Annotated in this window: 19 protein-coding genes and 2 pseudogenes; 4 read left to right on the top strand and 17 right to left on the bottom strand. The window is 67.5% G+C overall.

Going from position 1 to position 22,589, the window contains the following annotated elements:
* Positions 1 to 13: 13 nt before the first annotated feature.
* A pseudogene (locus tag RS901_RS00005) lies at positions 14 to 1,261 on the bottom strand (two-component sensor histidine kinase); the annotation flags it as partial.
* 390 nt (positions 1,262 to 1,651) lie between these two features.
* Here RS901_RS00005 and rpsU point away from each other — a divergent pair.
* The 3 genes from rpsU to RS901_RS00020 all read left to right on the top strand — a co-directional run bounded on the left by rpsU (position 1,652) and on the right by RS901_RS00020 (position 3,855).
* Positions 1,652 to 1,864, top strand: a complete 213-nt coding sequence (gene rpsU / locus RS901_RS00010) for a 30S ribosomal protein S21 (RefSeq protein ID WP_010814647.1) — start codon at positions 1,652 to 1,654, stop codon at positions 1,862 to 1,864.
* A 201-nt stretch (positions 1,865 to 2,065) separates the two neighbouring features.
* Positions 2,066 to 2,977 carry a nodulation factor ABC transporter ATP-binding protein NodI gene (gene nodI / locus RS901_RS00015; protein ID WP_022535960.1) on the top strand — a complete coding sequence of 304 codons (912 nt, stop codon included), beginning with the start codon at positions 2,066 to 2,068 and terminating at the stop codon, positions 2,975 to 2,977.
* Between the two features lie 14 nt (positions 2,978 to 2,991).
* Entirely contained in the window at positions 2,992 to 3,855 is an 864-nt protein-coding gene (locus tag RS901_RS00020; protein ID WP_316150769.1) for an ABC transporter permease, read from the top strand.
* Positions 3,856 to 3,875: 20 nt separating this feature from the next.
* Here RS901_RS00020 and RS901_RS00025 read toward each other — a convergent pair.
* Positions 3,876 to 4,146, bottom strand: a pseudogene (locus RS901_RS00025) (DMT family transporter).
* On the opposite strand from RS901_RS00025, the gene RS901_RS00030 reads away from it, so the two are divergent.
* On the top strand, positions 4,140 to 4,448 hold the full coding sequence (locus RS901_RS00030; RefSeq protein WP_316150770.1) for a hypothetical protein: 309 nt from the start codon (positions 4,140 to 4,142) through the stop codon (positions 4,446 to 4,448). The pseudogene RS901_RS00025 and the gene RS901_RS00030 overlap by 7 nt on opposite strands.
* 4 nt (positions 4,449 to 4,452) lie before the next feature.
* Here RS901_RS00030 and RS901_RS00035 read toward each other — a convergent pair whose 3' ends face one another.
* The 15 genes from RS901_RS00035 to leuD form a co-directional block, all read right to left on the bottom strand.
* Positions 4,453 to 5,658 carry an O-succinylhomoserine sulfhydrylase gene (locus tag RS901_RS00035; protein WP_316150771.1) on the bottom strand — a complete coding sequence of 402 codons (1,206 nt, stop codon included), beginning with the start codon at positions 5,656 to 5,658 and terminating at the stop codon, positions 4,453 to 4,455.
* A 326-nt stretch (positions 5,659 to 5,984) separates the two neighbouring features.
* Positions 5,985 to 7,517 carry an amidophosphoribosyltransferase gene (gene purF / locus RS901_RS00040; RefSeq protein ID WP_114132418.1) on the bottom strand — a complete coding sequence of 511 codons (1,533 nt, stop codon included), beginning with the start codon at positions 7,515 to 7,517 and terminating at the stop codon, positions 5,985 to 5,987.
* Positions 7,518 to 7,621: 104 nt separating this feature from the next.
* Positions 7,622 to 8,119, bottom strand: coding sequence for a CvpA family protein (locus tag RS901_RS00045; protein WP_013957404.1), 498 nt, complete (start codon positions 8,117 to 8,119; stop codon positions 7,622 to 7,624).
* 42 nt (positions 8,120 to 8,161) lie between these two features.
* Entirely contained in the window at positions 8,162 to 8,887 is a 726-nt protein-coding gene (locus RS901_RS00050) for an SPOR domain-containing protein (protein WP_316150772.1), read from the bottom strand.
* Positions 8,888 to 8,994: 107 nt separating this feature from the next.
* Entirely contained in the window at positions 8,995 to 10,305 is a 1,311-nt protein-coding gene (folC, locus tag RS901_RS00055; RefSeq protein WP_316150773.1) for a bifunctional tetrahydrofolate synthase/dihydrofolate synthase, read from the bottom strand.
* 157 nt (positions 10,306 to 10,462) lie between these two features.
* A complete protein-coding gene (accD, locus tag RS901_RS00060; RefSeq protein WP_114132416.1) occupies positions 10,463 to 11,335 on the bottom strand; it encodes an acetyl-CoA carboxylase, carboxyltransferase subunit beta in 873 nt (290 codons plus the stop codon).
* A gap of 180 nt (positions 11,336 to 11,515) precedes the next feature.
* The gene (gene trpA / locus RS901_RS00065; RefSeq protein WP_013957408.1) at positions 11,516 to 12,313 is read right to left on the bottom strand and encodes a tryptophan synthase subunit alpha; all 798 of its coding nucleotides are present in this window, start codon (positions 12,311 to 12,313) and stop codon (positions 11,516 to 11,518) included.
* 1 nt (position 12,314) lies between these two features.
* A complete protein-coding gene (locus RS901_RS00070; RefSeq protein WP_316150774.1) occupies positions 12,315 to 13,241 on the bottom strand; it encodes a site-specific DNA-methyltransferase in 927 nt (308 codons plus the stop codon).
* A complete protein-coding gene (gene trpB, locus RS901_RS00075; RefSeq protein ID WP_035818475.1) occupies positions 13,241 to 14,434 on the bottom strand; it encodes a tryptophan synthase subunit beta in 1,194 nt (397 codons plus the stop codon). Before trpB ends, RS901_RS00070 begins: the two co-directional genes overlap by 1 nt.
* A 124-nt stretch (positions 14,435 to 14,558) precedes the next feature.
* The gene (locus RS901_RS00080) at positions 14,559 to 15,302 is read right to left on the bottom strand and encodes a phosphoribosylanthranilate isomerase (RefSeq protein ID WP_316150775.1); all 744 of its coding nucleotides are present in this window, start codon (positions 15,300 to 15,302) and stop codon (positions 14,559 to 14,561) included.
* Positions 15,289 to 16,107 (bottom strand): tRNA pseudouridine(38-40) synthase TruA, encoded by an 819-nt coding sequence (truA, locus tag RS901_RS00085; protein WP_316150776.1) that lies wholly within the window; start codon positions 16,105 to 16,107, stop codon positions 15,289 to 15,291. The genes RS901_RS00080 and truA overlap by 14 nt, the downstream gene beginning before the upstream one ends.
* Positions 16,108 to 16,256: 149 nt before the next feature.
* A complete protein-coding gene (locus tag RS901_RS00090) occupies positions 16,257 to 19,103 on the bottom strand; it encodes a FimV/HubP family polar landmark protein (RefSeq protein WP_316150777.1) in 2,847 nt (948 codons plus the stop codon).
* 287 nt (positions 19,104 to 19,390) lie between these two features.
* Positions 19,391 to 20,527: an aspartate-semialdehyde dehydrogenase gene (asd, locus tag RS901_RS00095; protein WP_316150778.1), complete on the bottom strand. Its 1,137-nt coding sequence runs from the start codon at positions 20,525 to 20,527 to the stop codon at positions 19,391 to 19,393.
* Positions 20,528 to 20,846: 319 nt separating this feature from the next.
* Entirely contained in the window at positions 20,847 to 21,914 is a 1,068-nt protein-coding gene (gene leuB / locus RS901_RS00100) for a 3-isopropylmalate dehydrogenase (protein WP_316150779.1), read from the bottom strand.
* A 22-nt stretch (positions 21,915 to 21,936) separates the two neighbouring features.
* A complete protein-coding gene (gene leuD, locus RS901_RS00105; protein WP_316150781.1) occupies positions 21,937 to 22,587 on the bottom strand; it encodes a 3-isopropylmalate dehydratase small subunit in 651 nt (216 codons plus the stop codon).
* Positions 22,588 to 22,589 lie beyond the last annotated feature (2 nt).

Below are 22,589 nucleotides of genomic sequence, written 5' to 3' on the forward strand. Positions count from 1 at the left end.
CATCACCGGGGGTGTCCTGCCGGACGCTGTCGGCCGCCACGCGGATCACGTCGATCTCGGGACACGCCGCAGCCAGCGCATCGGCAAAACTGGTGCGCCCGAACAGCCACGCGCGCGCCCCCAGCCACGGCGCCAGCGCGCGCGCCAGCAGCGCCTGCACGCGGTCGGGCAACGAAGTCCCGCCATCGGCCCAGCGCGCCGGCGTGCGGCCGATCAAGACCTTGGTCAGGTTGTGCCGCCGCACATAGCCGGCCACCGCCGCCACCATGTCGCTGCCGGCCAGCGTTTCGGTACGCGCGCCCAGCGCCTCGGCCAGCCGCATGGCTTCGTCGAGCTGCTCGCGCTGGGCGTCGGGCACGGGTGCCAGGCGCGGTACTGACACCGTCACCACATGGCAGTCGCAATCGAGCTGCCCGGCCAGCCGGCGCGCGCTGCGCACCACCTGCGCAGCATCGCTGCCGTGGCCGATGCAGGCCAGCACCGTTTCACGCGTGCGCCAGACCGGCTCGATCGAGGCTTCCTGCCGGTAGGCACGCACGTCGTCGTCGACGCGGTCGGCAGTGCGGCGCAGCGCCAGCTCGCGCAGCGCAATCAGGTTGCCCTTGCGGAAGAAGTTCTGCACCGCATGGCGGGCCTGCTCGGGCACGTACACGCGCCCTTCGCGCAGGCGGCGCAGCAGTTCGTCGGCGGGCAGGTCGACCAGCACCACCTCGCCGGCATCGTCGAAGACCGCGTCGGGCACGGTCTCGCGCACGTGGATGCCGGTGATGCCGGCCACCGCCTCGTTCAGGCTGTCCAGGTGCTGGACGTTGACCGTGGTCCAGACATCGATGCCGGCCGACAGCAGTTCGGCGATGTCCTGCCAGCGCTTGGGGTGGCGGCTGCCGGGCGCGTTGCTGTGCGCCAGCTCATCCACCACGATCAGTGCAGGCCGGCGTGCCAGGGCGGCATCGAGATCGAATTCCTGCAGCGTGCGGCCGCGGTAGTCCACGCGGCGCAGCGGCACGCGCTCGATGCCTTCGGCCAGTGCCTCGGTCTCGGCACGGCCATGGGTTTCGACCACGCCCACCGCCACGTCGCTGCCATGCTCGCGCTGCGCGCGCGCCGCGGCCAGCATGGCGAAGGTCTTGCCGACACCGGCCGAAGCGCCGAAATAGATGCGCAGGCGCCCGCGCGCGGCGCGTTCGCCGGCGGCCTGCATGCGCTGCAGCAGGTGGTCGGGGTCGGGGCGAAGGTCGTCGGGTTGGCGCGGCTCAGGCATGGTGGGCACTCTTGCCTCGCAGCGGCGGGAGCGCAGCCAGATTGTGCCACGCAGGCGGCGGCATAAAGTGCGCCAAAGTCGACTAACGGCGAATTCCGACGCTGCGCCCCGCGCGAGCATTGCACTACATTCTTGACAGTGCCGTCGTATACATGCCATAGTTACGGGCGTATAGCATTCATGGAAACCGGTACTGTCAGGCTCCAGTTGTATAGGACCTGGCGCTATCACCCCTGACACTGGTTGCACGGACTGAAACGTCCACATCTTTCAGGTTCGCGGGGGCGCACCAGGGCATTAGCCCGGCGTGCAATACCAGTCGCTCCGGCGACCGCAGTTTCCCCCCGTGTGAACCAGCCGCTCCTTGCGGCAATCCCCTAAAGGACTGAATTGACTAAGATCGTCTTGAAACCCGGTGAGCCCGTTGAAGTTGCGATGCGGCGTTTCCGTCGCGCCATTCTGCAGACTGGCCTGATCGTTGAACTCAAGAGCCGCACCGCTTACGAGAAGCCGACGACCGAGCGCAAGCGCAAGAAGAAGGCCGCCGAAGCACGTCTGCGCAAGCGCCTGCGCATGCAGATGCTGCCGAAGAAGATGTACTGATCCAGTACGCTTCGCCGCCTGGCACCGCCGGGCAAGAAAAACCGCCAGTTCGCTGGCGGTTTTTTTTATGCCCGCGCGCCAGGCCAGCCCCGCTGCTCCTTGCGGCCGCGGCTTTTGCTGCACTGCGCCACCTGAGCGTTGCGCCGATGACCGGCATAATGGCGGATATTGCGCCCGTGCGGCGCCACACCGGACCCTGCCTTGACTGCCATCCTAGAGTTGCGCAAGGTGCGCAAGCAATACGGCGACACGGTCGTGGTCGATGACCTCGATCTCCAGGTATTTCGCGGCCAGTGCTTCGGCCTGCTGGGCCCCAACGGCGCCGGCAAGACCACCACGCTGCGCCTGCTGCTGGGCCTGACCACGCCCATGGCCGGCACGCTCACGCTGTGCGGCGAGCCCATCCCCGAGCGTGCCCCGCAGGCGCGCATGCGCGTGGGCGTGGTGCCGCAGTTCGACAACCTCGACCCGGATTTCTCGGTGATCGAGAACCTGCGCATCTTCGGGCGCTACTTCGGGCTGTCGTCGGCCGAGATCGAGCGGCGCGTGCCGATGCTGCTGGAATTCGCCCGGCTGGAGAACCGCGCCGATGCCCAGGTGCGCGACCTCTCCGGCGGCATGCGCCGGCGCTTGACGGTGGCACGCGCGCTGATCAACGACCCTGACCTGCTGGTGATGGACGAGCCCACCACCGGCCTGGATCCGCAGGCGCGCCACCTGATCTGGGAGCGCCTGAAGTCGCTGATGGCCAGCGGCAAGACCATCCTGCTGACCACGCACTTCATGGAAGAGGCCGAACGGCTGTGCAACTACCTGTGCGTGATCGACGGCGGCCGCAAGATTGCCGAAGGCAAGCCCCACGAACTGATCGACAGCCAGATCGGCTGCGACGTGGTCGAGGTCTATGGCGATGAACTGGACACGCTGCGCGGCAGCCTGACGCCGCTGGCGCAACGTACTGAAATGAGCGGCGAGACGCTGTTCTGCTATGTGCGCGAGCCGGCCCCGCTGCTGGCGGCGCTGCACGGCAGGAGCGGCGTGCGCTACCTGCACCGCCCGGCCAACCTGGAGGACGTGTTCCTCAAGCTGACCGGCCGCGAGATGCGGGACTGAACCGAGGGACTGACATGAGCGAACAGGATCCCCGCGCGGATACCACCACTGCCCCCGCGGCCGCCGGCGGCCACGCCGCCGCCGCACCGCGCCAGCGCTATCCGCAGCCGCTGCTGCCGCGCAACCTGCGCAACTGGATGATGGTCTGGTACCGCAACTACATGGTGTGGAAGAAGCTGGCCATCCCGTCAATGATCGGCAACCTCGCCGACCCCATGATCTACCTGTTCGGCCTCGGCCTCGGCCTGGGGCTGATGGTGGGCCAGGTCAACGGCGTGTCGTATATCGCCTTCCTGGCCGCCGGCACCACCGCGTCCAGCGTGATGATGTCGGCCAGCTTCGAGTCGATGTATTCCGCGTTCTCGCGCATGCACGTGCAGCGCACCTGGGAGGCGATCATGCATGCCCCGCTGACGCTGGGCGACGTGGTGCTGGGCGAGATCGCCTGGGCCGCCAGCAAGGCGGTGCTGTCCGGGCTGGCCATCATGCTGGTGGCGGGCGCGCTCGGCTATGCGAAGATGCCCGGCGCGCTGCTGGCGCTGCCGGTGATCGTGCTGGCCGGCATTGCCTTTGCCGCGCTGGCGATGATCGTCACCGCGCTGGCACCCAGCTACGACTTCTTCATGTTCTACCAGACCCTGGTGATGACGCCGATGCTACTGCTGTCCGGCGTGTTCTTCCCGCTGGAACAGTTGCCCGAAGGCGTGCAGGCAGCCACCAAGGTACTGCCGCTGGCGCATGCAGTGGCGCTGATCCGGCCGCTGATGCTGGGCCGTCCGTCGGAGGATGTCGGCCTGCACCTGGCGGTGCTGGGCGCCTATGCAGTGGTGGCGCTGGTGGTGTGCCTCGTGCTGCTGCGCCGCCGGCTGCTGCGCTAAGACTGCCGCGTGTGGGGGCTTCAGGCGCTGCCCACCAGCTTGAGCCCGGCAATCCCGCACACGATCAGGCCGATGCAGGCCAGCCGCGCCGCGGTGGCGGGCTCATTGAAGAGTATGATGCGGAGGATCGCGGTGCCGACTGCGCCAATGCCGGTCCAGACCGCATAGCCGGTCCCGACCGGGATATGCCGCAGCGCCAGCGCCAGCCGCGTAAAACCTTCGGTGTTACTTCAGCCCGATCGCCCACACCACCTCGAACAGCCCTGCCAGGGCCAGCAGTGTCCATGCCATTTCGATTTCTCGGATTGCGTCGTAACGTGCGCAACGATAGCGGAGATTCCGCCACCTTGCGGCGCACCGTCCTGGCGCTGGCGGCCGCATGCGCCACGGCGTCACTGGCCGGTTGCATGGTGATGGCCGTGGGCAGTGCCGCGGTGTCGACGGTGGCTACCGTCGGATCAGCCGCCGTCAGCGTGGCGACGACCGCGGTCAGCACCACCTACGACGTCACGGCCGCAGGCGTGAAGGCCGTGGCCGGCAGCGACGAACCCGCGCCGCCCCCGTCGCCACAAGCAGCACAGCCGGCGCAGTAAGCCCTCAGTCGCCCAGGCCGCGCAGCAGGTCAGCCTTCAGGTCCTCGACCGACTCCAGCCCCACCGCCAGGCGGATCAGCCCTTCGCCCACGCCCGCGGCCGCCTTGGCCTCCGGGCTCACGCGCGCGTGCGTGGTGGTGTACGGGTGCGTGATGGTGGTGCGGGTGTCGCCAAGGTTGCCGGTGATCGAGCACAGCCGGGTGTTGTCGATCACGCGCCAGGCATTGGCGCGCTGCTGCTCGGGCGTGGCGCCCTTCAACTCGAACGACACGATCGCGCCGCCGCCGCTTTGCTGGCGCATGGCGATCTCGTGCTGCGGGTGCGACTTCAGCGCGGGGTGGAACACGCGCGCCACCGCCGGATGCGATTCCAGGAACTGCGCCAGGGCCAGCGCGCTGGCCGAATGGCGCTCCATGCGGATCGCCAGCGTCTCCATGCCCTTGAGCAGCACCCAGGCGTTGAAGGCCGACAGCGTCGGGCCGGCGGTGCGAACGAACGGGAACACCTTGCCCATGATGAAGTCGTGCGTGCCCAGCACCGCGCCGCCCAGCACCCGGCCCTGGCCGTCGATATGCTTGGTGGCCGAATGCACCACGATATCTGCGCCGAACTTCATCGGCTGCTGCAGCGCCGGCGAACAGAAGCAGTTGTCGACCACCAGCAGCGCGCCGGCGTCGTGGGCGATGTCGGCCACGGCGGCAATGTCGGCCACTTCGGTCAGCGGGTTCGACGGCGTTTCCAGGAAGAACAGCTTCGTGTTCGGGCGCACCGCGGCGCGCCATGCGTTCAGGTCGCTCGGGTCGACGAAGGTGGTTTCGACGCCGAACTTCGAGAAGATATTGCCGAACAGCGTCATGGTCGAGCCGAAGATCGCGCGCGAGCTGACCAGGTGGTCGCCCGCCTGCATCGACGACAGCACCACCGACAGGATCGCGCTCATGCCCGAGGCTGTCGCCATGCAGGCTTGCGCGCCTTCCAGCGCAGCCAGGCGCGACTGGAACATCGACACGGTCGGGTTGGTGAAGCGCGAGTAGGTGAAGCCCTCTTCCGAGTTGGCGAAGCGTTCCGCGGCCTCGGCGGCGCTGTTGAAGCAGAAGCTCGAGGTCAGATACATGGCCTCGGAGTGCTCCATGAATTCGCTGCGCAGCGTGCCGGCGCGCACGCCAAGGGTGTCGATGCCGAGCGATTCGGGGTTGAGCGGTTCGTTCATGCTGGTGGCGCGGTCGTACCCGCGCGAATGCAATGGTTTCGACAAGCGGCCGCCTGTGCGGTGGACAAGCGGCGCGCCATGAAAAAAGCCCGTGCGATCGGGTAGTCGGATCGACGGGCTTGCTGTTCTGCGGAGGCCTTCGGCAGGCTGTGGTGGTTGGCCGGCCCAGTGCGCAGGCACTGCGCAAACCGGCAAACATTGCTGACCACCATCTCTTTAGCTGTTTCGGGCTGGACCCGCGTCCGCAAGCTGACTATCAAATCGACGCCCGGCCATGTTACGGCCGGGCTCCGCATTCGTCAACGCGCGGACAGCGGCGGCGCGGCTTACTCGTTGCCGCCGGAGCGCTGCAGGTGCAGTTGCGAGCGCTCGGTGTCGCCACCATTGGTGCCGTCGCGGTCGGCCTGGCTGCGCGCCGTTTCCAGGCGGTTCAGGTAGGCCTCGTCGATATCGCCGGTGATGTAGCGGCCATCGAAGCACGAAGCATCGAAGTCCTTCAGCGCCGGGTTGATGTCGCGCACGGCCTGCTTCATCGCTTCCACGTCCTGGTACACCAGCTTGTCCGCGCCGATGATCTTCGCGATCTCTTCGTGGGTGCGGTTATGGGCCACCAGCTCGCTGCGGGTCGGCATGTCGATGCCGTACACGTTGGGGTACTTCACCGGCGGCGCGGCCGAGGCGAAGATCACCTTGTTGGCGCCGGCGTCGCGCGCCATCTGCACGATCTCGAACGAGGTGGTACCGCGCACGATCGAGTCATCCACGATCAGCACGTTCTTGCCCTTGAACTCTACGCCCATGGCGTTGAGCTTCTGGCGCACCGACTTCTTGCGCACCGCCTGGCCAGGCATGATGAAGGTGCGGCCGACGTAGCGGTTCTTGAAGAAGCCTTCGCGGTAGTTCACGCCCAGGCGGTTGGCCACCTGCATCGCGGCCGGACGGCTGGAATCGGGAATCGGCATGACCACGTCGATGTCGCCGGCGGACACTTCCTGGCGGATCTTCTCGGCCAGGTAGTCGCCCATGCGCAGGCGCGCGTCATAGACCGGCACGCCGTCGATGCACGAATCCGGGCGGGCCAGGTAGACGTACTCGAAAATGCACGGCGTCAGCACCGCGTTCTCGGCGCACAGCTTGGTGTAGAGCTTGCCGTCCAGATCGATGAAGATGGCCTCGCCCGGCGCCACGTCGCGCTCGAGCTTGTAGCCGATGCCTTCCAGCGCCACGGACTCGGATGCCACCATCCATTCCTTGCCGGTCGGGGTCTCGACACTGCCCAGGCACAGCGGGCGGATGCCGAATGGGTCGCGCACGGCCAGCATGCCGTAGCCGGCGATCTGCGCGGCGATGGCATAAGAGCCGCGCACGCGGCGGTGCAGGCCGCTGACCGCCGTGAAGATGGTGTCCGGGTCCAGCGCCATGCCGTTGCTGGCGCGCTGCAGCTCGTCGGCCAGCACGTTCAGCAGCACTTCGGTGTCCGAATGCGTGTTGATGTGGCGGCGGTCGCGGCGGAACATCTCCTCGCGCAGCTGCTCCCAGTTGGTCAGGTTGCCGTTATGCGCCAGGATCACGCCATAGGGCGCGTTCACGTAGAACGGCTGCGCTTCTTCCTCGCTGGATGCCGAGCCGGCGGTCGGATAGCGCACCTGGCCGATACCAGCGGCGCCAGGCAGGCTGCGCATGTTGCGGGTGCGGAAGACATCGCGCACCAGGCCGTTGGCCTTGTGCATGTGGAAAGTACTGCCGTTGGCGGTGGCGATGCCGGCAGCATCCTGTCCGCGATGTTGCAACAACAGCAGGCTGTCGTAAATCAATTGGTTGACAGGCGTGGCTGAAACCACACCGACGATACCGCACATTGCCAAGCTCCCAGGAAAGGCTTTGAATCAGGGGGCGCAGCCTGGTCCGGAAATCCCCCGGACCCAAAGGCCTGCGTACTACCGACCGGGCACCATGCCCGGCTTCATGTCTTGACGTACTTCGCCAGCTCCGGCGGCAGCCATGGCTTCACCGATTCCATGGCCTGCATCACATAAGGGCGGCTCACCGCGTCACGCCAGAATGGCTCTTCCGGCAATTTCGTCAGGCTGGCCAGCGTGACCATCACCATCACCAGCAGCACGCCGCGCAGCAAGCCGAACACCAGTCCCAGCCCGCGGTCGGCGGGCTTGAGCCCGGTGCTCTCCAGCAGCTGCCCGACCACCATGCCGGCCAGCGAGGCGCCCAGCACGGTGCCGATCAGCAGCACCACGAAGCCCAGCGCATGGCGCGCCAGCTCGCCGCCAGGCATCGATTCAGGCATCCAGCCCGCGGCCACCGCGCCATAGCGGAACGCCACCCAGAACGCCACCACCCAGCCGATCAGCGAGAGCACCTCGCGCACCAGGCCGCGCAGCACGCCGAGCACGCCCGAGGCCAGCAGGATGAAGACCACAGCATAGTCGAAGAAAGTCGGCTGCATCGTTGCTTGCGGCCGGGCACAGGCGCCGGCCGTGCTTGCCCCTTACTGTTCCACGACCTTCGAGGTCAACCCCACCGCGCGCACACGCTTGTCGGCGGCGTCGGCGGCATCACGGTCGCTGAAGGGGCCGGCACGCAGCAGGATGCGCTCGCCATCGGCCAGCATTTTCTTTTCGACATAGGCCGGGACCTTGCTCGCCTTGAGCTTGGCCAGCCAGCCCTTCGCGCGCTCTTCAGAAGAGAAGGCGCCGATCAGGATCAGGTACTTGCCACTGCCCGGCTTGGCTTCGGGCTTGGCTTCAGCCCGTTGCGCGGGCTTGTCCGCGGCGGCTGCGGCGGTGGCCGCAGGCTTGGGCGCGCTGACGATTTCCTCGCCGGCGTCCAGGGCCTCGGCATCATTGCGCGCCGCCGGCGTGGGCGGCAGCGGGTCGGCCTTGCGCGGTTCGACGCGGGGCTTCTGCGCCCCCTGCGCGCCCGTGACCCCGTTTGCGACCTTTACCGAGACGTCCTCGGACACCGGCCGCGGCTTGGTCTCGAACACGATCGGCAGCACGATCACGGCGGCCACCATCAGCACCACGGCGCCGATCAGGCGGCGGCGCGCGCGCTGCTTCTGCGGGAATTCGGGGTCGAGCGTATCGTCGGCATAGTCATCGGCCAGGCGGCGCGACGAGGCGATGCCTGCACCCGTGTCGGTGCGCTGGCGCCGCGCACGCTCGGGTGCCGGGTCGTTGCCCTTGCGGGAAGAAAACAGCGAAAGCAGGCCCATAGATTGGTTCGGTGATACGGCCACGTGGGCCGCTCGTTGCGTTTGCCGCTCATTGATCGGCCAAGGCCGCCGGGGTTACCAGGTCAGCGGGCGCCGGGGCGCCTGCTTCAGTTAGCCTGCGTGGCACGATAGGCCATCACGCCGGCGACGGTATAGAACGATCCGAAGACCAGAATTCTATCATTCTCGGTGGCTCGCTCGATGGCATCGCGGAATGCCGCCTCGGGGCTGGAAAAGCAGGCCGCGGTGGCATCCGGCCCGGGGCGGAATCCGCCCGCCTCCAGCTTGGCCAACAGGTCCGCGGCACTGGCGGCGCGTTCGGTCGGCAGGTCGCACAGGCACCAGTGGTCGACCTTGTCGGCCAAGTGCTGCAGCACCCCGGCGATGTCCTTGTCCTGCATCGCGCCGAACACCGCATAGGTGTAGCGGAAGAACCCCATGTTCTCCAGGTTCTGCCCCAGCGTGGCCGCCGCATGCGGATTGTGCGCCACGTCCAGGATCACGGCCGGGCGGCCCGGCAGCACCTGGAAGCGGCCCGGCAGCTCGACAAAGGCCAGCCCGTTGCGGACTTCCTGTGCGCTGACTGGCAGGCGCGGGCGCATGGCCTGCAGCGCGGCCAGCGCCGCCGCCGCGTTGAGCAGCTGGTTGGCCCCGCGCAGCGCCGGGTAGCCCAGGCCGTTAAGCTTGCGCCCGCCGCCGCTCCAGTCCCATTGCTGGCGCTCCTGACCCTTGGCGGCGTGGAAATGGTAATCGCGCCCCACCAGCCACAACTCGGCGCCGACCGCCTCGGCGTGCGCCACCAGCGACTTGGGCGGCATCGGGTCGCCACAGATCGCGGGCACGCCCGGGCGGAAGATGCCGGCCTTCTCGAAGCCGATTTCCTCGCGCGTATGGCCCAGGTACTGGGTATGGTCGATATCGACACTGGTGACGATGGCGCAGTCGGTATCGATCACGTTGACCGCGTCCAGCCGCCCACCCAGGCCTACTTCCAGGATGATCGCGTCCAGCCCGGCCGCGGCGAAGGCATGGATGATCGCCAGCGTGGTGAATTCGAAGTACGTCAGGCTGACCGGGTCGGCAAAGCTGTTGCGCGCGCGCTCGACCGCCTCGAAATGCGGCAGCAGCTGCGCATCGGTGACTATCGCGCCATTGATGCGGGCGCGCTCGTTGAACGAGATCAGGTGCGGCGAGGTATGGCAGCCCACCTTGTAGCCGGCTTCAAGCAGGATGCGCTCCAGCATCGCGCAGGTAGAGCCCTTGCCGTTGGTGCCGCCCACCGTGAACACCACGGCGTCGATGCGCAGCCCGAGGGCCTCCTTCACGCGCGTGATGCGCGCCAGGCCCATGTCGATGCCCACGGGATGGGCGGTTTCGAGATGGGCAAGCCATTCGGGGAGCGTATGGAAGACAGGCATGTGGGGTGCGAGGAAAAGCTGTTGCTACCAGATTTGGCCAGCCAGCGGCAAAGTCAAGGCCAGGCTTGCGCCCGGCCCCGAGATAGCGGCCGGGGCGGCCAAGAAAAGCGAAAGGCGCGTCAACCACCCGCGCCCTTGATCTGCCATGCAGACGTTGTTATGCCACCGCGTCGGCCGGCTGCTTCTGCAGCAGCGCCAGCAGCTGCGCCAGTTCCGCGCGCATCTTGCGGCGGTCGACGATCATGTCGATGGCGCCCTTGGTCAGCAGGAACTCCGAACGCTGGAAGCCTTCCGGCAGCTTCTCGCGCACGGTCTGCTCGATCACGCGCGGGCCGGCAAAGCCGATCAGCGCCTTGGGCTCGGCGATCACCACGTCGCCCAGGAAGGCGAAACTGGCCGACACGCCGCCCATGGTCGGGTCGGTCAGCACGCTGATGAACGGCAGCTTGGCCGCAGTCAGCTGGTTCAGCATCGCGGTGGTCTTGGCCATCTGCAGCAGCGACAGCAGGCTTTCCTGCATGCGCGCGCCGCCGGTGGCGGTAAAGCAGATGAACGGCACCTTCTGCTCCAGCGCGGCCTGCGCGCCGCGCACGAAGCGCTCACCCACCACCGAGCCCATCGAACCGCCCATGAACTCGAACTCGAAGCAGCTCACCACCACCGGGATGGTGTGGATGGCACCGCCCATCACCACCATGGCATCGGTCTCGCCGGTGTCGTCCATGGCGGCCTTGATGCGGTCCGGGTACTTCTTGGAATCCTTGAACTTGAGGGCGTCGACCGGCACGATCTCCTGGCCGATCTCATAGCGGCCTTCGGCGTCCAGCAGCCCGTCCAGGCGCGCCCGCGCGCCGATGCGCATATGGTGGTCGCACTTGGGGCAGACGTGCAGGTTGGCCTCGACGTCGGTCCGGTACAGGGTGGACTCGCACGACGGGCACTTGACCCACAACCCCTCAGGGATGCCCTTGCGGGTGCTGGGGTCGGTCTGTTGAATCTTGGGGGGCAGGAGTTTATCCAACCAGCTCATGAAAGCTCCTTTCGGATGACTGCGGTCCGCCGGCAAGCCCGGTGTCGGGACGCCTGTTGGCGGATGGCAGGGAATCAACCCGCGAATTTACCATGCCGGCCCGCTGACCTCGAAGCGCAACGCGCGATTTGCGCACAACACATCACCCCTCAAGGTCTGCCGGGCCGGCATTACATCACTTCAGCTGTCCAGCGCCTGGCGGATCTCGGCAATAAACGCCTGCAGCGTCGCCACCGCCTGTTCGCGCGGCGTGTCCTCCAGCAACTGCACCAGGCGGCTGCCGATCACCACGGCATCGGCCACGCTGCCGATCGCGCGCGCGGTCTGCGCGTCGCGGATGCCGAAGCCCACGCCCACCGGCAGGTTGGCATGCTGCTTGATCAGCGGCAGGCGCGCCGCGACGCTGTCCAGATCGATCGCGGCCGAGCCGGTCACGCCCTTGAGCGACACGTAGTACAGGTAGCCGCTGGCCACGCGCGCCACGGCCTCGATGCGGGCATCGGTCGAAGTCGGCGCCAGCAGGAAGATCGGGTCCATGCCGTTGTCGCGCATCAGCGTTGCGAACGACTCGCACTCCTCTGGCGGATAGTCGACCACCAGCACGCCGTCGACGCCGGCTTCGCGCGCGGCGGTGGCAAAGACCTGCTCGCCCATGCACTCGATCGGATTGGCGTAGCCCATCAGCACCACCGGGGTGTCGGCATTGGTCTGGCGAAACTCGCGCACCCACTGCAGCACCTGGGTCAGCGACACGCCCTGCGCCAGCGCGCGCTCGGAGGCGCGCTGGATCACCGGGCCGTCGGCCATCGGGTCCGAGAACGGCACGCCCAGTTCGATCACGTCGGCGCCGCCCGCCACCAGCGCGTGCATCAGCGCCACGGTCAGGCCGGGCTCGGGATCGCCGGCGGTGATGAACGGAATCAGGCCCTTCTTCTGCTGCGCGGCCAGCGCCGCGAACGTCTTCTGGATACGGGACATATCAGGGAATCAGGTGAGGCCGCGGCGCCGGCGAGACATCGTCGTTGGCGGCGGCCAAGGTTGGGGTGGCGGCAGGCTCGGCAGCCGCGTTCGTGACGGCAAGGGCAGCGGCGGCGGCAGACACGCGATCGCATGCGACCTGCACATACTCCGGATTGATCTCGAAGCCGGCAAAGCGCCGTCCGTGGCGCAGGCAGGCCACCGCGGTGGTGCCGCTGCCGGCGAACGGATCCAGCACCAGGCCGCCCGGCGGACAGCTTGACAGCACCATGCGCTCGACGATCTCCAGCGGCTTCTGCGTCGGGTGGTTGGCGCGCTCCGGGTCCTGGCGATGGATGCGCGAGACGCTCCACAGGTCCTTCGGGTTGTAGCCCACCTCCAGCCACTTCTTGCCTTCGAAACGCGGGCGGCTGCGTGCCTTCTTGGTTTCGGGGTCGTAGGGAATGCGGACCGGGTCGAGATCGAAGTAATAGTCGCGCGCGCGCGCAAAGAAGCCGATGTTGTCGTGCACCGACGAGAACTTGCGCGTGGTGCCGCCCATGCTGGGCACGCGGCGGTCCCAGATGATCTCGTTGATCATGGTCAGGCGCCGCTTGAGCATCACGAACAGCTCGGGCGAATACTGCCAGGTGCAGAACAGGTAGAGCGTGCCCCTGGGCGCGAGCTTGGGCACGACCGCGTCCATCCAGCGCTCGGACCAGTCGAGATACTCCTGGCCCGACAGCAGGTCGGAATCGTTGCCGTAGTCCTTGCCCAGCCCGTAGGGCGGATCGGCGACGATCAGGTCGACCGAGCCGTCCGGCAGGCGGGCAATGCCCTCGAACATGTCTTCCTGGAACAGGCGCAACTGGGCCGAATCGGGTGCACCGGACGCATCCGGCGCGCCCGCGCCGCCCACGGCAAGTCCGGTCGGAGCCAGCGCGCGCATCAGAGCTTGAGCCCCGCGCGCTCGGCCACGGTGTGCATGTCCTTGTCGCCGCGGCCGGACAGGTTCACCAGCAGCAGCTTGTCCTTGGGCAGCGTCGGCGCCAGCTTGCAGGCATAGGCGATGGCGTGGCTCGATTCCAGCGCCGGGATGATGCCTTCGATACGGCAGCAGTCGTGGAAGGCCTTGAGCGCTTCCTCATCCGTGATCGGCACGTACTGCGCGCGGCCACTGTCCTTGAGCCAGGCATGCTCGGGGCCCACGCCCGGGTAGTCCAGGCCGGCCGACACCGAATGGGTCTCGATGATCTGGCCGTTGGCGTCCTGCAGCAGGTAGGTGCGGTTGCCGTGCAGCACGCCCGGCGTGCCGCCGGTCAGCGAGGCTGCGTGGCGGCCGGTGTCCAGGCCGTCGCCGGCGGCTTCCACGCCGATCAGCTGTACGTCCTGATGCTCGATATACGGGTAGAAGATGCCCATGGCATTGGAGCCGCCGCCGACGCAGGCGATCACGGCATCTGGCTGGCGGCCCGTCATCTCCGGCATCTGCACTTTGGATTCCTCGCCGATCACGCACTGGAAGTCGCGCACCATCATCGGGTACGGGTGCGGGCCGGCCACGGTGCCGATGATGTAGAAGGTGTTCTCGACGTTGGTGACCCAGTCGCGCATGGCCTCATTGAGCGCGTCCTTGAGCGTGCGCGAGCCGCTTTCCACCGGCACCACGGTGGCACCCAGCAGCTTCATGCGGTAGACGTTGGCGGCCTGGCGCTTGACGTCCTCGGCCCCCATGTAGACCACGCACTCCATGCCGAAGCGCGCGGCGATGGTGGCCGTGGCCACGCCGTGCTGCCCTGCCCCGGTCTCGGCGATCACGCGCGGCTTGCCCATGCGCTTGGCCAGCAGCGCCTGGCCGATCACGTTGTTGATCTTGTGCGCGCCGGTGTGGTTCAGGTCTTCGCGCTTGAAGTAGATCTGCGCGCCGCCGAGCGTCTCGCTCCAGCGCTGTGCGTGGTAGATCGGCGACGGGCGGCCGACAAAGTGCTTGAGTTCGCGGCGGTATTCGGCATCGAACTCCGGATCCTTCTGGTAGTGCGCATAGGCCTCGCGCAGCTCATCGAGCGCGTGGACCAGCGTTTCGGACACGAAGGTGCCGCCATAGGGGCCGAAATGGCCACGGGAATCGGGCAAGTCGTACATGTCTTGACTCTTCGGAACAGCGGCCTTGCCTCATCCGGCAAGGGCGCATGGTTGACTGCGATGCGTGTGCGCGCATGCGGCAGGCCACGGGCGGCATAGGAAAAGACGCGGGAGAGGGCCCGGCTCATCCTGCCTCGGCACTGCGCACAGCACGCACGAACGCGGCGATGCGGGCGTGGTCCTTCACGCCCTTGGCGGCCTCTACCCCGCTGCTGACGTCCACAGCGTAGGGCCGCACGCGTTCAATCGCGCCAGCGACGTTTTGCGCGTTCAACCCACCACTCAAAACGATGCGAGGAGCGCCGCTTGCGTTCGGGTTGCCGGTAGCTGGTACCGGGGGAGTAGGCGGAAGCCATGCCGGGGGAATCAGGGTCCAGTCGAAGACGTGGCCGCCACCGCCGTAGCCTTCGACGAAGGCATCGAGCAGCAAGGCAGCGGCATCACGGTATTGATCGGCAAATTCTACCAAATCGAGGCCCTGGCGCACACGGGCGGCGCGTAGGAACGGCAGCCGGCAGCGTTGCGACGCCTGCGAGCAGAACTGCGGGGTCTCGTCGCCGTGCAGCTGCAGCAGCGTCAGCGGCACGCGCTCGGCCACATGGGCGATGTCTTCCAGGTCGGCATTGACGAACAGCCCAGTGACCGCCACGAACGGTCCGGCGGCCTCGGCCAGCGCCGCGGCGCGCGCCACGTCGACGTAGCGCGGGCTGTTCGGGTAGAACACCAGCCCGATGGCGTCGGCGCCGGCGTCCACGGCGGCGCGCACGTCGTCCTCGCGCGTCAGGCCGCAGATCTTGATGCGGGTGCGGGGCGGCATGTGCACTGTGCTGCCCGCCGTGCTACCTTCGGCGGCCTCAGGCTGCGTCATCGAACACTCCATGGAACAGGCTCGCGGACGGATCGGCCGCGGGTATCTGGTAAGGATCAGGATACTTGACGCCGACCAGGTAGAGGCCGTCCGGCATGAAGGTCGGCGCCGCCAGCTTGCGGTCGCGCCCGGCCAGCACCTGCGCCAGCCACTGCGCGGGGTAGCGTCCGCGCCCCACCGCCACCAGGCAGCCCATCAGGTTGCGCACCATGTGGTGCAGGAAGGCGCTGGCGCGAAAGCGCAGGAACACCCAGTTGCCGTCGTCCTTGATGGTGACGTCGTACATGGTCTTGAGCGGCGACTTGGCCTGGCATTCGGCGGCGCGGAAGGCGGAGAAATCATGCTCGCCGAGCAGGCACGCGGCGGCCTCGCGCATGGCGTCGACATCCAGCCGCTGGCCCGGCGGCAGCATCTGGTAGCCGGCGCGGCCGTGCACCAGCGGCACGCGGTGCGGCCCGGTGTAGAGCGCGTAGTAATACATGCGCTCGAACGCCAGGAAACGGGCGTGGAAGCCCTGGTCCACCGGCAGCGCCCATTGCAGCGCGATCGACGGCGGCAGGAAGGCGTTGACGCCGCGCACCCAGGAAAATGGCTCGCGCTCCAGCGCCGTGTCCAGGTGGATGACCTGGCCGAGCGCATGCACGCCGGTATCGGTGCGCCCCGCCACGGTGGTCAGCAGGCGCACCCCGGCAAAGCGCTCGATGGCGTTTTCCAGGTGATCCTGCACGGTATTGCGGTGCGGCTGCGACTGCCAGCCGGAAAAGGCGGCGCCGTCGTAGTGCAGGCCAAGAGCGATGCGGTTCATGTCAGGGGATCGGGCAAGGCGGCGGGTACGTCCGGGCGCAGTGGTTCACGCCAGGTCCGCCGAAAAAGCAAATGCGCCGGAAGGGACGCTTCCGGCGCATCGCTTCAGGCTGCGGCAGCGCGTGCCGCGGCCGGACCGTCAATGATAGCTCAGGCCACTTCCTGCAGCAGCGAACGGGCCTCCGCCTGCAGCGGGTCCTGCGACTGCTCGACCACTTCCTGCAGCAGTTCGCGCGCACCTTCCTTGTCGCCGATCTCGATATAGGCACGAGCCAGGTCAAGCTTGATCTGCATGTCCCGCCCGCCGTCCACGCCGTCGACCGACAGCGTGCTCGGCGAACCCCCGTGCGTGAGGTCTCCGCCAGTTTCAGGCGCCACACGCGACAGGTCGATCGGCTCGGCCAGCTTGCCGTCGCGCAGCATGGTGGTGGCGGGCAGCGGCATGGTGGCCTCGTCCAGCACATCCTTGCCGGGGGAGTCGGCGGCTTGCGCGGCGCTGCCCAGGTCAAGCGACAGCCCCGACATGTCGAACTCCAGCGGACGGCTGCGGGTCGGCGTGTCAAGGGTGGGCACGTCGTCGGCAAGCGGGTCGGCGCCGGTGCCCGGCAGGCCGAGATCCAGCCGCACCGGCTCGCCGGCGTCGTGCGCGTCAGCGCCAAACACCATCGCCGCGGAAGCAGGCGCCACGATCGGCTCGCCGGCCGCCGGGGCCGGGAAGGCGTCCAGCGGCAGCGCCAGGTCACCCAGCGACGGCTCCAGCCGCGCGATCGAGGCCGGATTCTGCGACGGGTCCTGGGTGCGCCACTGGTCGGTCGCCGGCGATGTCGTATCCGGCCCCGCCGCTTCGGGCGTCACCGCCAGGAAGAGCGCGTTGCCCGGCTCGAGCGCGCGCCCCATTTCTGCTGCCTTCAGCCATTCCGCCCCGTGTCCGCCGGTCTGGGCGAACATTTCTTCTGCAATCACGCGGAAACCTTCCACATCCTGTCTGTTGCTGTAAATCTCCAGGAGCTTGAGCCGCACCGGCTGCTGCTCCGGGTTCTTCTCCAGGGCTTCGCGCAGGATTTCCTCCGCCTGCACATCGCGCCCATAGGCGATATAGACCTCGGCCTCGGCGATCGGATCGACCTCGTTGGCTTCCGGCGTGTTGTTGCCGATGCGGAAGTCCGCGCCAAACACGCTGTGCTGCGAGGTGTCGACGCTCTGCCCCCCGGCCGTGCCGAACAGCGAATTGGCACCGGCCATCACCGTGCTTTCCTGCGACAGGATGCTGTCGCCGAAGCCGGTCGCCTCGCCCGCCTTCTGCTGCTGGCGGCGGCGATAGATCGCATAAACGCCGAGCAGCGCCACCAGCAGGCCACCGCCGGGCAGCAGCATGGGGTTGGCCAGCAGGCCATCGATGAACGACGGTTCGGGCACCGGCTCGGGCTGGGCCGCCACCACCGGCGGGCGCTTGGCCGCGGGGGCCGACGCGGCGGCTTCGGCCTGCGCTGCGTTGGCAGGGACGGCGGCAGCCGGCTGCGAGGCTGGGACGGCTGCCACGGCGGAGGCTGCTGCGGGCGCCACGGCGTCCGCGGCGCTGGCGCCGGCCGCTGCCGGGGCGCTGGCCGCGGTCGCTGCGGTTGCGGCTGCCGTCGCGGCGGCCGCAACCGGGGCCGGGGCCACGGCATCGGCCTTCGGCGGCTGGGCCGCCACCACGGTCGGCGCCGCCGCGGCCTTGGCCGCGGCGTCAGCCTTTTCCTTCTCGGCCAGCACCGCCTGGTTGGCCTGGCTCAGCTTGGCGATCTCGGCGTTCTTCAGCTCGAGCAGCTTCTGCATGTCCCCGACGTTCTTTGCCAGCTGCGCCAGGCGGGCTTGCGCCTCCTTGAGCTCACGCTCGCGCGCGACGCCGGCTTCGGCCTTGGCCGCAGCATCGGCCTGCGCGCCACGCGCGGCCTTGCTGAGCTTCAGTTCGTCGCGCGGGCCATCGGTCGGGGCGGCCTGCTCCTGCACCCGGGCGGTCACGTTGCCGGACTGCTGGCGGCCGCTGTCGGGCTCGACCGACTTGGCCGCGGCAGCGCTGGCCAGCCGGCTGCGGTAGGCATTGAAGCCCTGCGTGCGCGCCACCACCTCGCGGCGGGCGGCCTTGGGTGCGACGGCTTGCGCCTGCTGCTGGGTCGGGACCTGCAGCACCGCGCCGCTGCGCAGCCGGTTCATGTTGCCGCCGATAAAGGCGTTGGGATTGTTGCGGTAGAGCGCCACCAGCATCTGGTCCAGCGAGACCGATTCCTGGCCTTGCACGGCCTCGCCTGCGATGGCGTAGAGCGTGTCGCCGCGCTGCACGGTGTAGCCGCCGCCGGGTGCCATTTCGGTGCTGCCGCTGGCGGCCGGTGCCGGCGCTCGCTTTGCGCTCTGGCGGGCCGGGCGCGCGGGCGCGGCTGGCTTGACTGCCTCGGCAGCCGCGGCGGGCGCAGCTTCCTTGGCCGGCGCAGGCTGCGGCGCGGCGGCAGGTGCCGGCGGCGCATCCGGCGTCGCCGCCTGCATCACCGTCGCCGGCGAGAAGGTCTGGTTCGAAGGCTTGGCCCCGGCAGGGTCAAGCAGGAAGGTATAGGCGCGCGAGACCTTGCCGCTGGCCCAGCTCATGTCGACCAGGATGTCGACAAAGGGCTCGCTGATCGGCTGGTTGGAGCGGACCCGGGCCACATAGCTGCCGTTCGGGCGGCGCTCCACCTCCAGGCGCAGGCTGCTGACAGCCGGCAGGTAGGTCAGCCCGGCCGCGGCATACGCCGCTGGCGACGCCAGCTTGACATTAAGCCCGGCGGCCTCTTCGGCACTGACCCCACTGATGTCGATCTCAGCCTGCAGCGGCTGCCCCAGATTCGACTGAACCCGCAATTGCCCGAACCCCGCGGCATATGCGGCCGGCTGCGCAAGCAGCAGGCCCAGTGCCGTGACGGCCAGCGTTGACCAGCGCTGACGGGCAGTAGGCGCATCTTTCCGGCGATGTTGGCTCACACTCACCTTGTGCTCCGTTATGTTTTAGTAGCGATATGAATCGACAAACCGACCCCATAAACCAGGTCCGCCCGGCTGGCGGGACATTCTGAACGGCCCCTTTGCCAGCCCGCGCGAGAGGCGCCGGCAGCTGCCGGCGCGAGGCGCATGCCGGCGTATTGTGACGCATCGCCCGGGGAAATAGGCGCCCGGATACAACAACGCCGCGCATGGGCGCGGCGTTGTCGGCAAAGCGGTCCATTCTGTTGCCTGGCTGCAACGGACACAACCAGGCAACAGGCGGGAGCACCGGATCAGGACTCGATCAGGATACGCAGCATGCGGCGCAGCGGCTCGGCCGCACCCCACAGCAGCTGGTCACCCACGGTGAAGGCCGACAGGTACTCGCCGCCCATCTGCATCTTGCGCAGGCGGCCGACCGGGATGGTCAGCGTGCCGGTCACGGCAGCGGGCGTCAGGTCGGTCATGCTGGCCTCACGCGTATTCGGCACCACCTTGGCCCACGGGTTGTGGGCAGCGAGCATGCCTTCGATCTCATCCAGGGGCACATCCTTGCGCAGCTTGATGGTCAGCGCCTGCGAGTGGCAGCGCATGGCGCCGATGCGCACGCACAGGCCGTCCACGGCGATCGGCGTGGCGCCGGTCGCACCGAGGAAGCCTTCGCCGCGGCCCAGGATCTTGTTGGTCTCGGCGCCGCCCTTCCATTCTTCCTTGGACTGGCCGTTGCCCAGGTCCTTGTCGATCCAGGGGATCAGGTTGCCGGCCAGCGGCACGCCGAACTGCTTGGTTTCTTCGGCCGACAGACCGTGCTGGGTCGCCAGGATGGTGCGGTCGATTTCCAGGATGGCCGAGGCCGGGTTGTCCAGCAGCGGCTTGACCGAGGCGTTCAGCGTGCCGAACTGGGTCAGCAGCTCGCGCATGTGCTGCGCGCCGCCGCCCGATGCGGCCTGGTACGTCATCGAGGTCATCCACTCGATCAGGTCGGCCTCGAACAGGCCACCCAGGCCCATCAGCATGCAGCTGACCGTGCAGTTGCCGCCGATGAAATTCTTCACGCCCTTGGAAAGCGCGTCCTTGATCACGCCCAGGTTGACCGGATCCAGCACGATGATGGCATCGTCCTTCATGCGCAGCGAGGACGCCGCGTCGATCCAGTAGCCCTTCCAGCCGGCCGCGCGCAGCTTGGGGAAAACCTCGTTGGTGTAGTCGCCGCCCTGGGCGGTCACGACCACGTCGCACTTCTTCAGCGCTTCGATGTCATTGGCATCTTTCAGCGTGGTTTCGTTCTTCGCCATGGCGGGCGCCTTGCCGCCGGCATTGGACGTGCTGAAGAAGACGGGCTCGATATGGTCGAAATCACGCTCTTCCTGCATGCGCTGCATCAGGACGCTGCCGACCATTCCCCGCCAACCGACGAGACCTACAATCATGACTTACCTCGATGTGATTTTAACTTCCCCGCCATTTTCCTCGCCCGGCGTGGCTGCGCGGGGAAGACGGGCAGGCACGACGAACGGATCTAGGCGATCGCGGTTTTAATAGTGGTTTTAATCGTCGTTGCAGATTGGCCGAGCGAAATCGTGCCGACCGGGCCGCGGGTAGCGGTCAGGGCAACAGCAGCAGTCAGGGTGGACTGGGAAAATCGGGCCATCCGCGAAGTCTACACGATTTTGCGGCGCTGCCGCAGCGTGGAAATAAGGGACAAATAAAACAAGGGCACCGCGTCTGCGGTGCCCTTTGACATGTGACTTACAGTGCCGCCAGCACCGCGTCACCCATCTCGCGGGTGCCGACCTGCTTGCAACCCGGCGTCAGGATGTCGCCGGTGCGGTAGCCCTGGGCCAGCACCTGCTTGACGGCGTTCTCGATGCGATCAGCCTGCTCGGCCTTGTTCAGCGAGTAGCGCAGCATCATCGCCGCCGACAGGATGGTGGCCAGCGGATTGGCCACGCCCTTGCCGGCGATGTCAGGCGCCGAGCCGTGCGACGGCTCGTACAGGCCCTTGTTGTTGGCATCCAGCGACGCCGACGGCAGCATGCCGATCGAGCCGGTCAGCATGGCGGCCTCGTCCGACAGGATGTCGCCGAACATATTGCCGGTGACGATCACGTCGAAGCTCTTGGGCGCCTTGATCAGCTGCATGGCCGCGTTGTCGACGTACATGTGCGACAGCTCGACCTCCGGGTACTCCTTGCTGACCTCGATCACGATGTCCTTCCAGAACTGGAAGGTCTCGAGCACGTTGGCCTTGTCGACGCTGCACAGCTTCTTGCCGCGCTTGGCCGCAGCCTGGAATGCCACATGGGCGATGCGGCGGATTTCCGGCTCGCTGTAGCGCATGGTGTCGAAGCCTTCGCGCGCGCCCTTGAACAGGCCGTCCGGCGCTTCGCGCACGCCGCGCGGCTGGCCGAAGTAGATGTCGCCGTTCAGTTCGCGCACGATCAGGATGTCCAGGCCAGCCACCAACTCGGGCTTCAGGCTGGAGGCGCCAGTCAGTTCCGGATAGCAGATCGCCGGACGGAAGTTGGCGAACAGCTGCAGGTGCTTGCGCAGGCCCAGGATGGCCTGCTCCGGACGCAGCGGGCGCTCCAGGCTGTCGTACTTCCAGTCGCCGACGGCGCCGAACAGGATGGCGTCGGCTTCCTTGGCCAGCTTCAGGGTGTTCTCCGGCAGCGGATGGCCTTCGGCCTCGTAGCCGGCGCCGCCCACCGGGGCGGTTTCCAGTTCGAACTTCTCGTCGAGCGCGTTCAGGACCTTGACGGCCTCCGCGATGATTTCAGGACCGATGCCGTCACCCGGCAGGACTGCGATCTTCATTGTTGTCTTTCCTCGTTGAGTCTTATCCGACCAGGCGGTTGTTCAGCCACGGCATCCTGGCCACGCGCTCGGCCTCATAGGCCTTGATCTTGTCGGCGTGGCGCAGGGTCAGGCCGATATCGTCGAAGCCATTCAGCATGCAGTACTTGCGGAACGGGGCGATATCGAACTCATACGCCTGGCCGCCCGCCGTGAGCACCACCTGCTTGTCCAGGTCGATGGTCAGCTTATAGCCGTTGAAGGCGTTGGTCTCGTTGAACAGGTGGTCGACCTGCTGTTCGGTCAGCACCACCGGCAACAGGCCGTTCTTGTAGCAGTTGTTGAAGAAGATGTCGGCAAAGCTGGGCGCGATCACGGCGCGGAAGCCGTATTGCGTCAGCGCCCACGGTGCGTGTTCGCGCGAGCTGCCGCAGCCGAAGTTGCGGCGCGCCAGCAGGATCGACGCGCCCTGGTAGCGCGGCTGGTTCAGCACGAAGTCCGGGTTCAGCGGACGCTTGCTGTTGTCCATGCCGGGCTGGCCGACGTCCTTGTAGCGCCACTCGTCGAACAGGTTGGGGCCAAAGCCGGTGCGCTGGATTGATTTCAGGAACTGCTTCGGGATGATGGCGTCGGTATCGACGTTCTCGCGGTCGAGCGGCGCCACGAGGCCACTGTGTACGGTGAACTTGTCCATGT

The sequence above is a fragment of the Cupriavidus sp. BIC8F genome (assembly GCF_032465815.1).
GTDB classification, from domain to species: Bacteria; Pseudomonadota; Gammaproteobacteria; order Burkholderiales; family Burkholderiaceae; genus Cupriavidus; species Cupriavidus necator.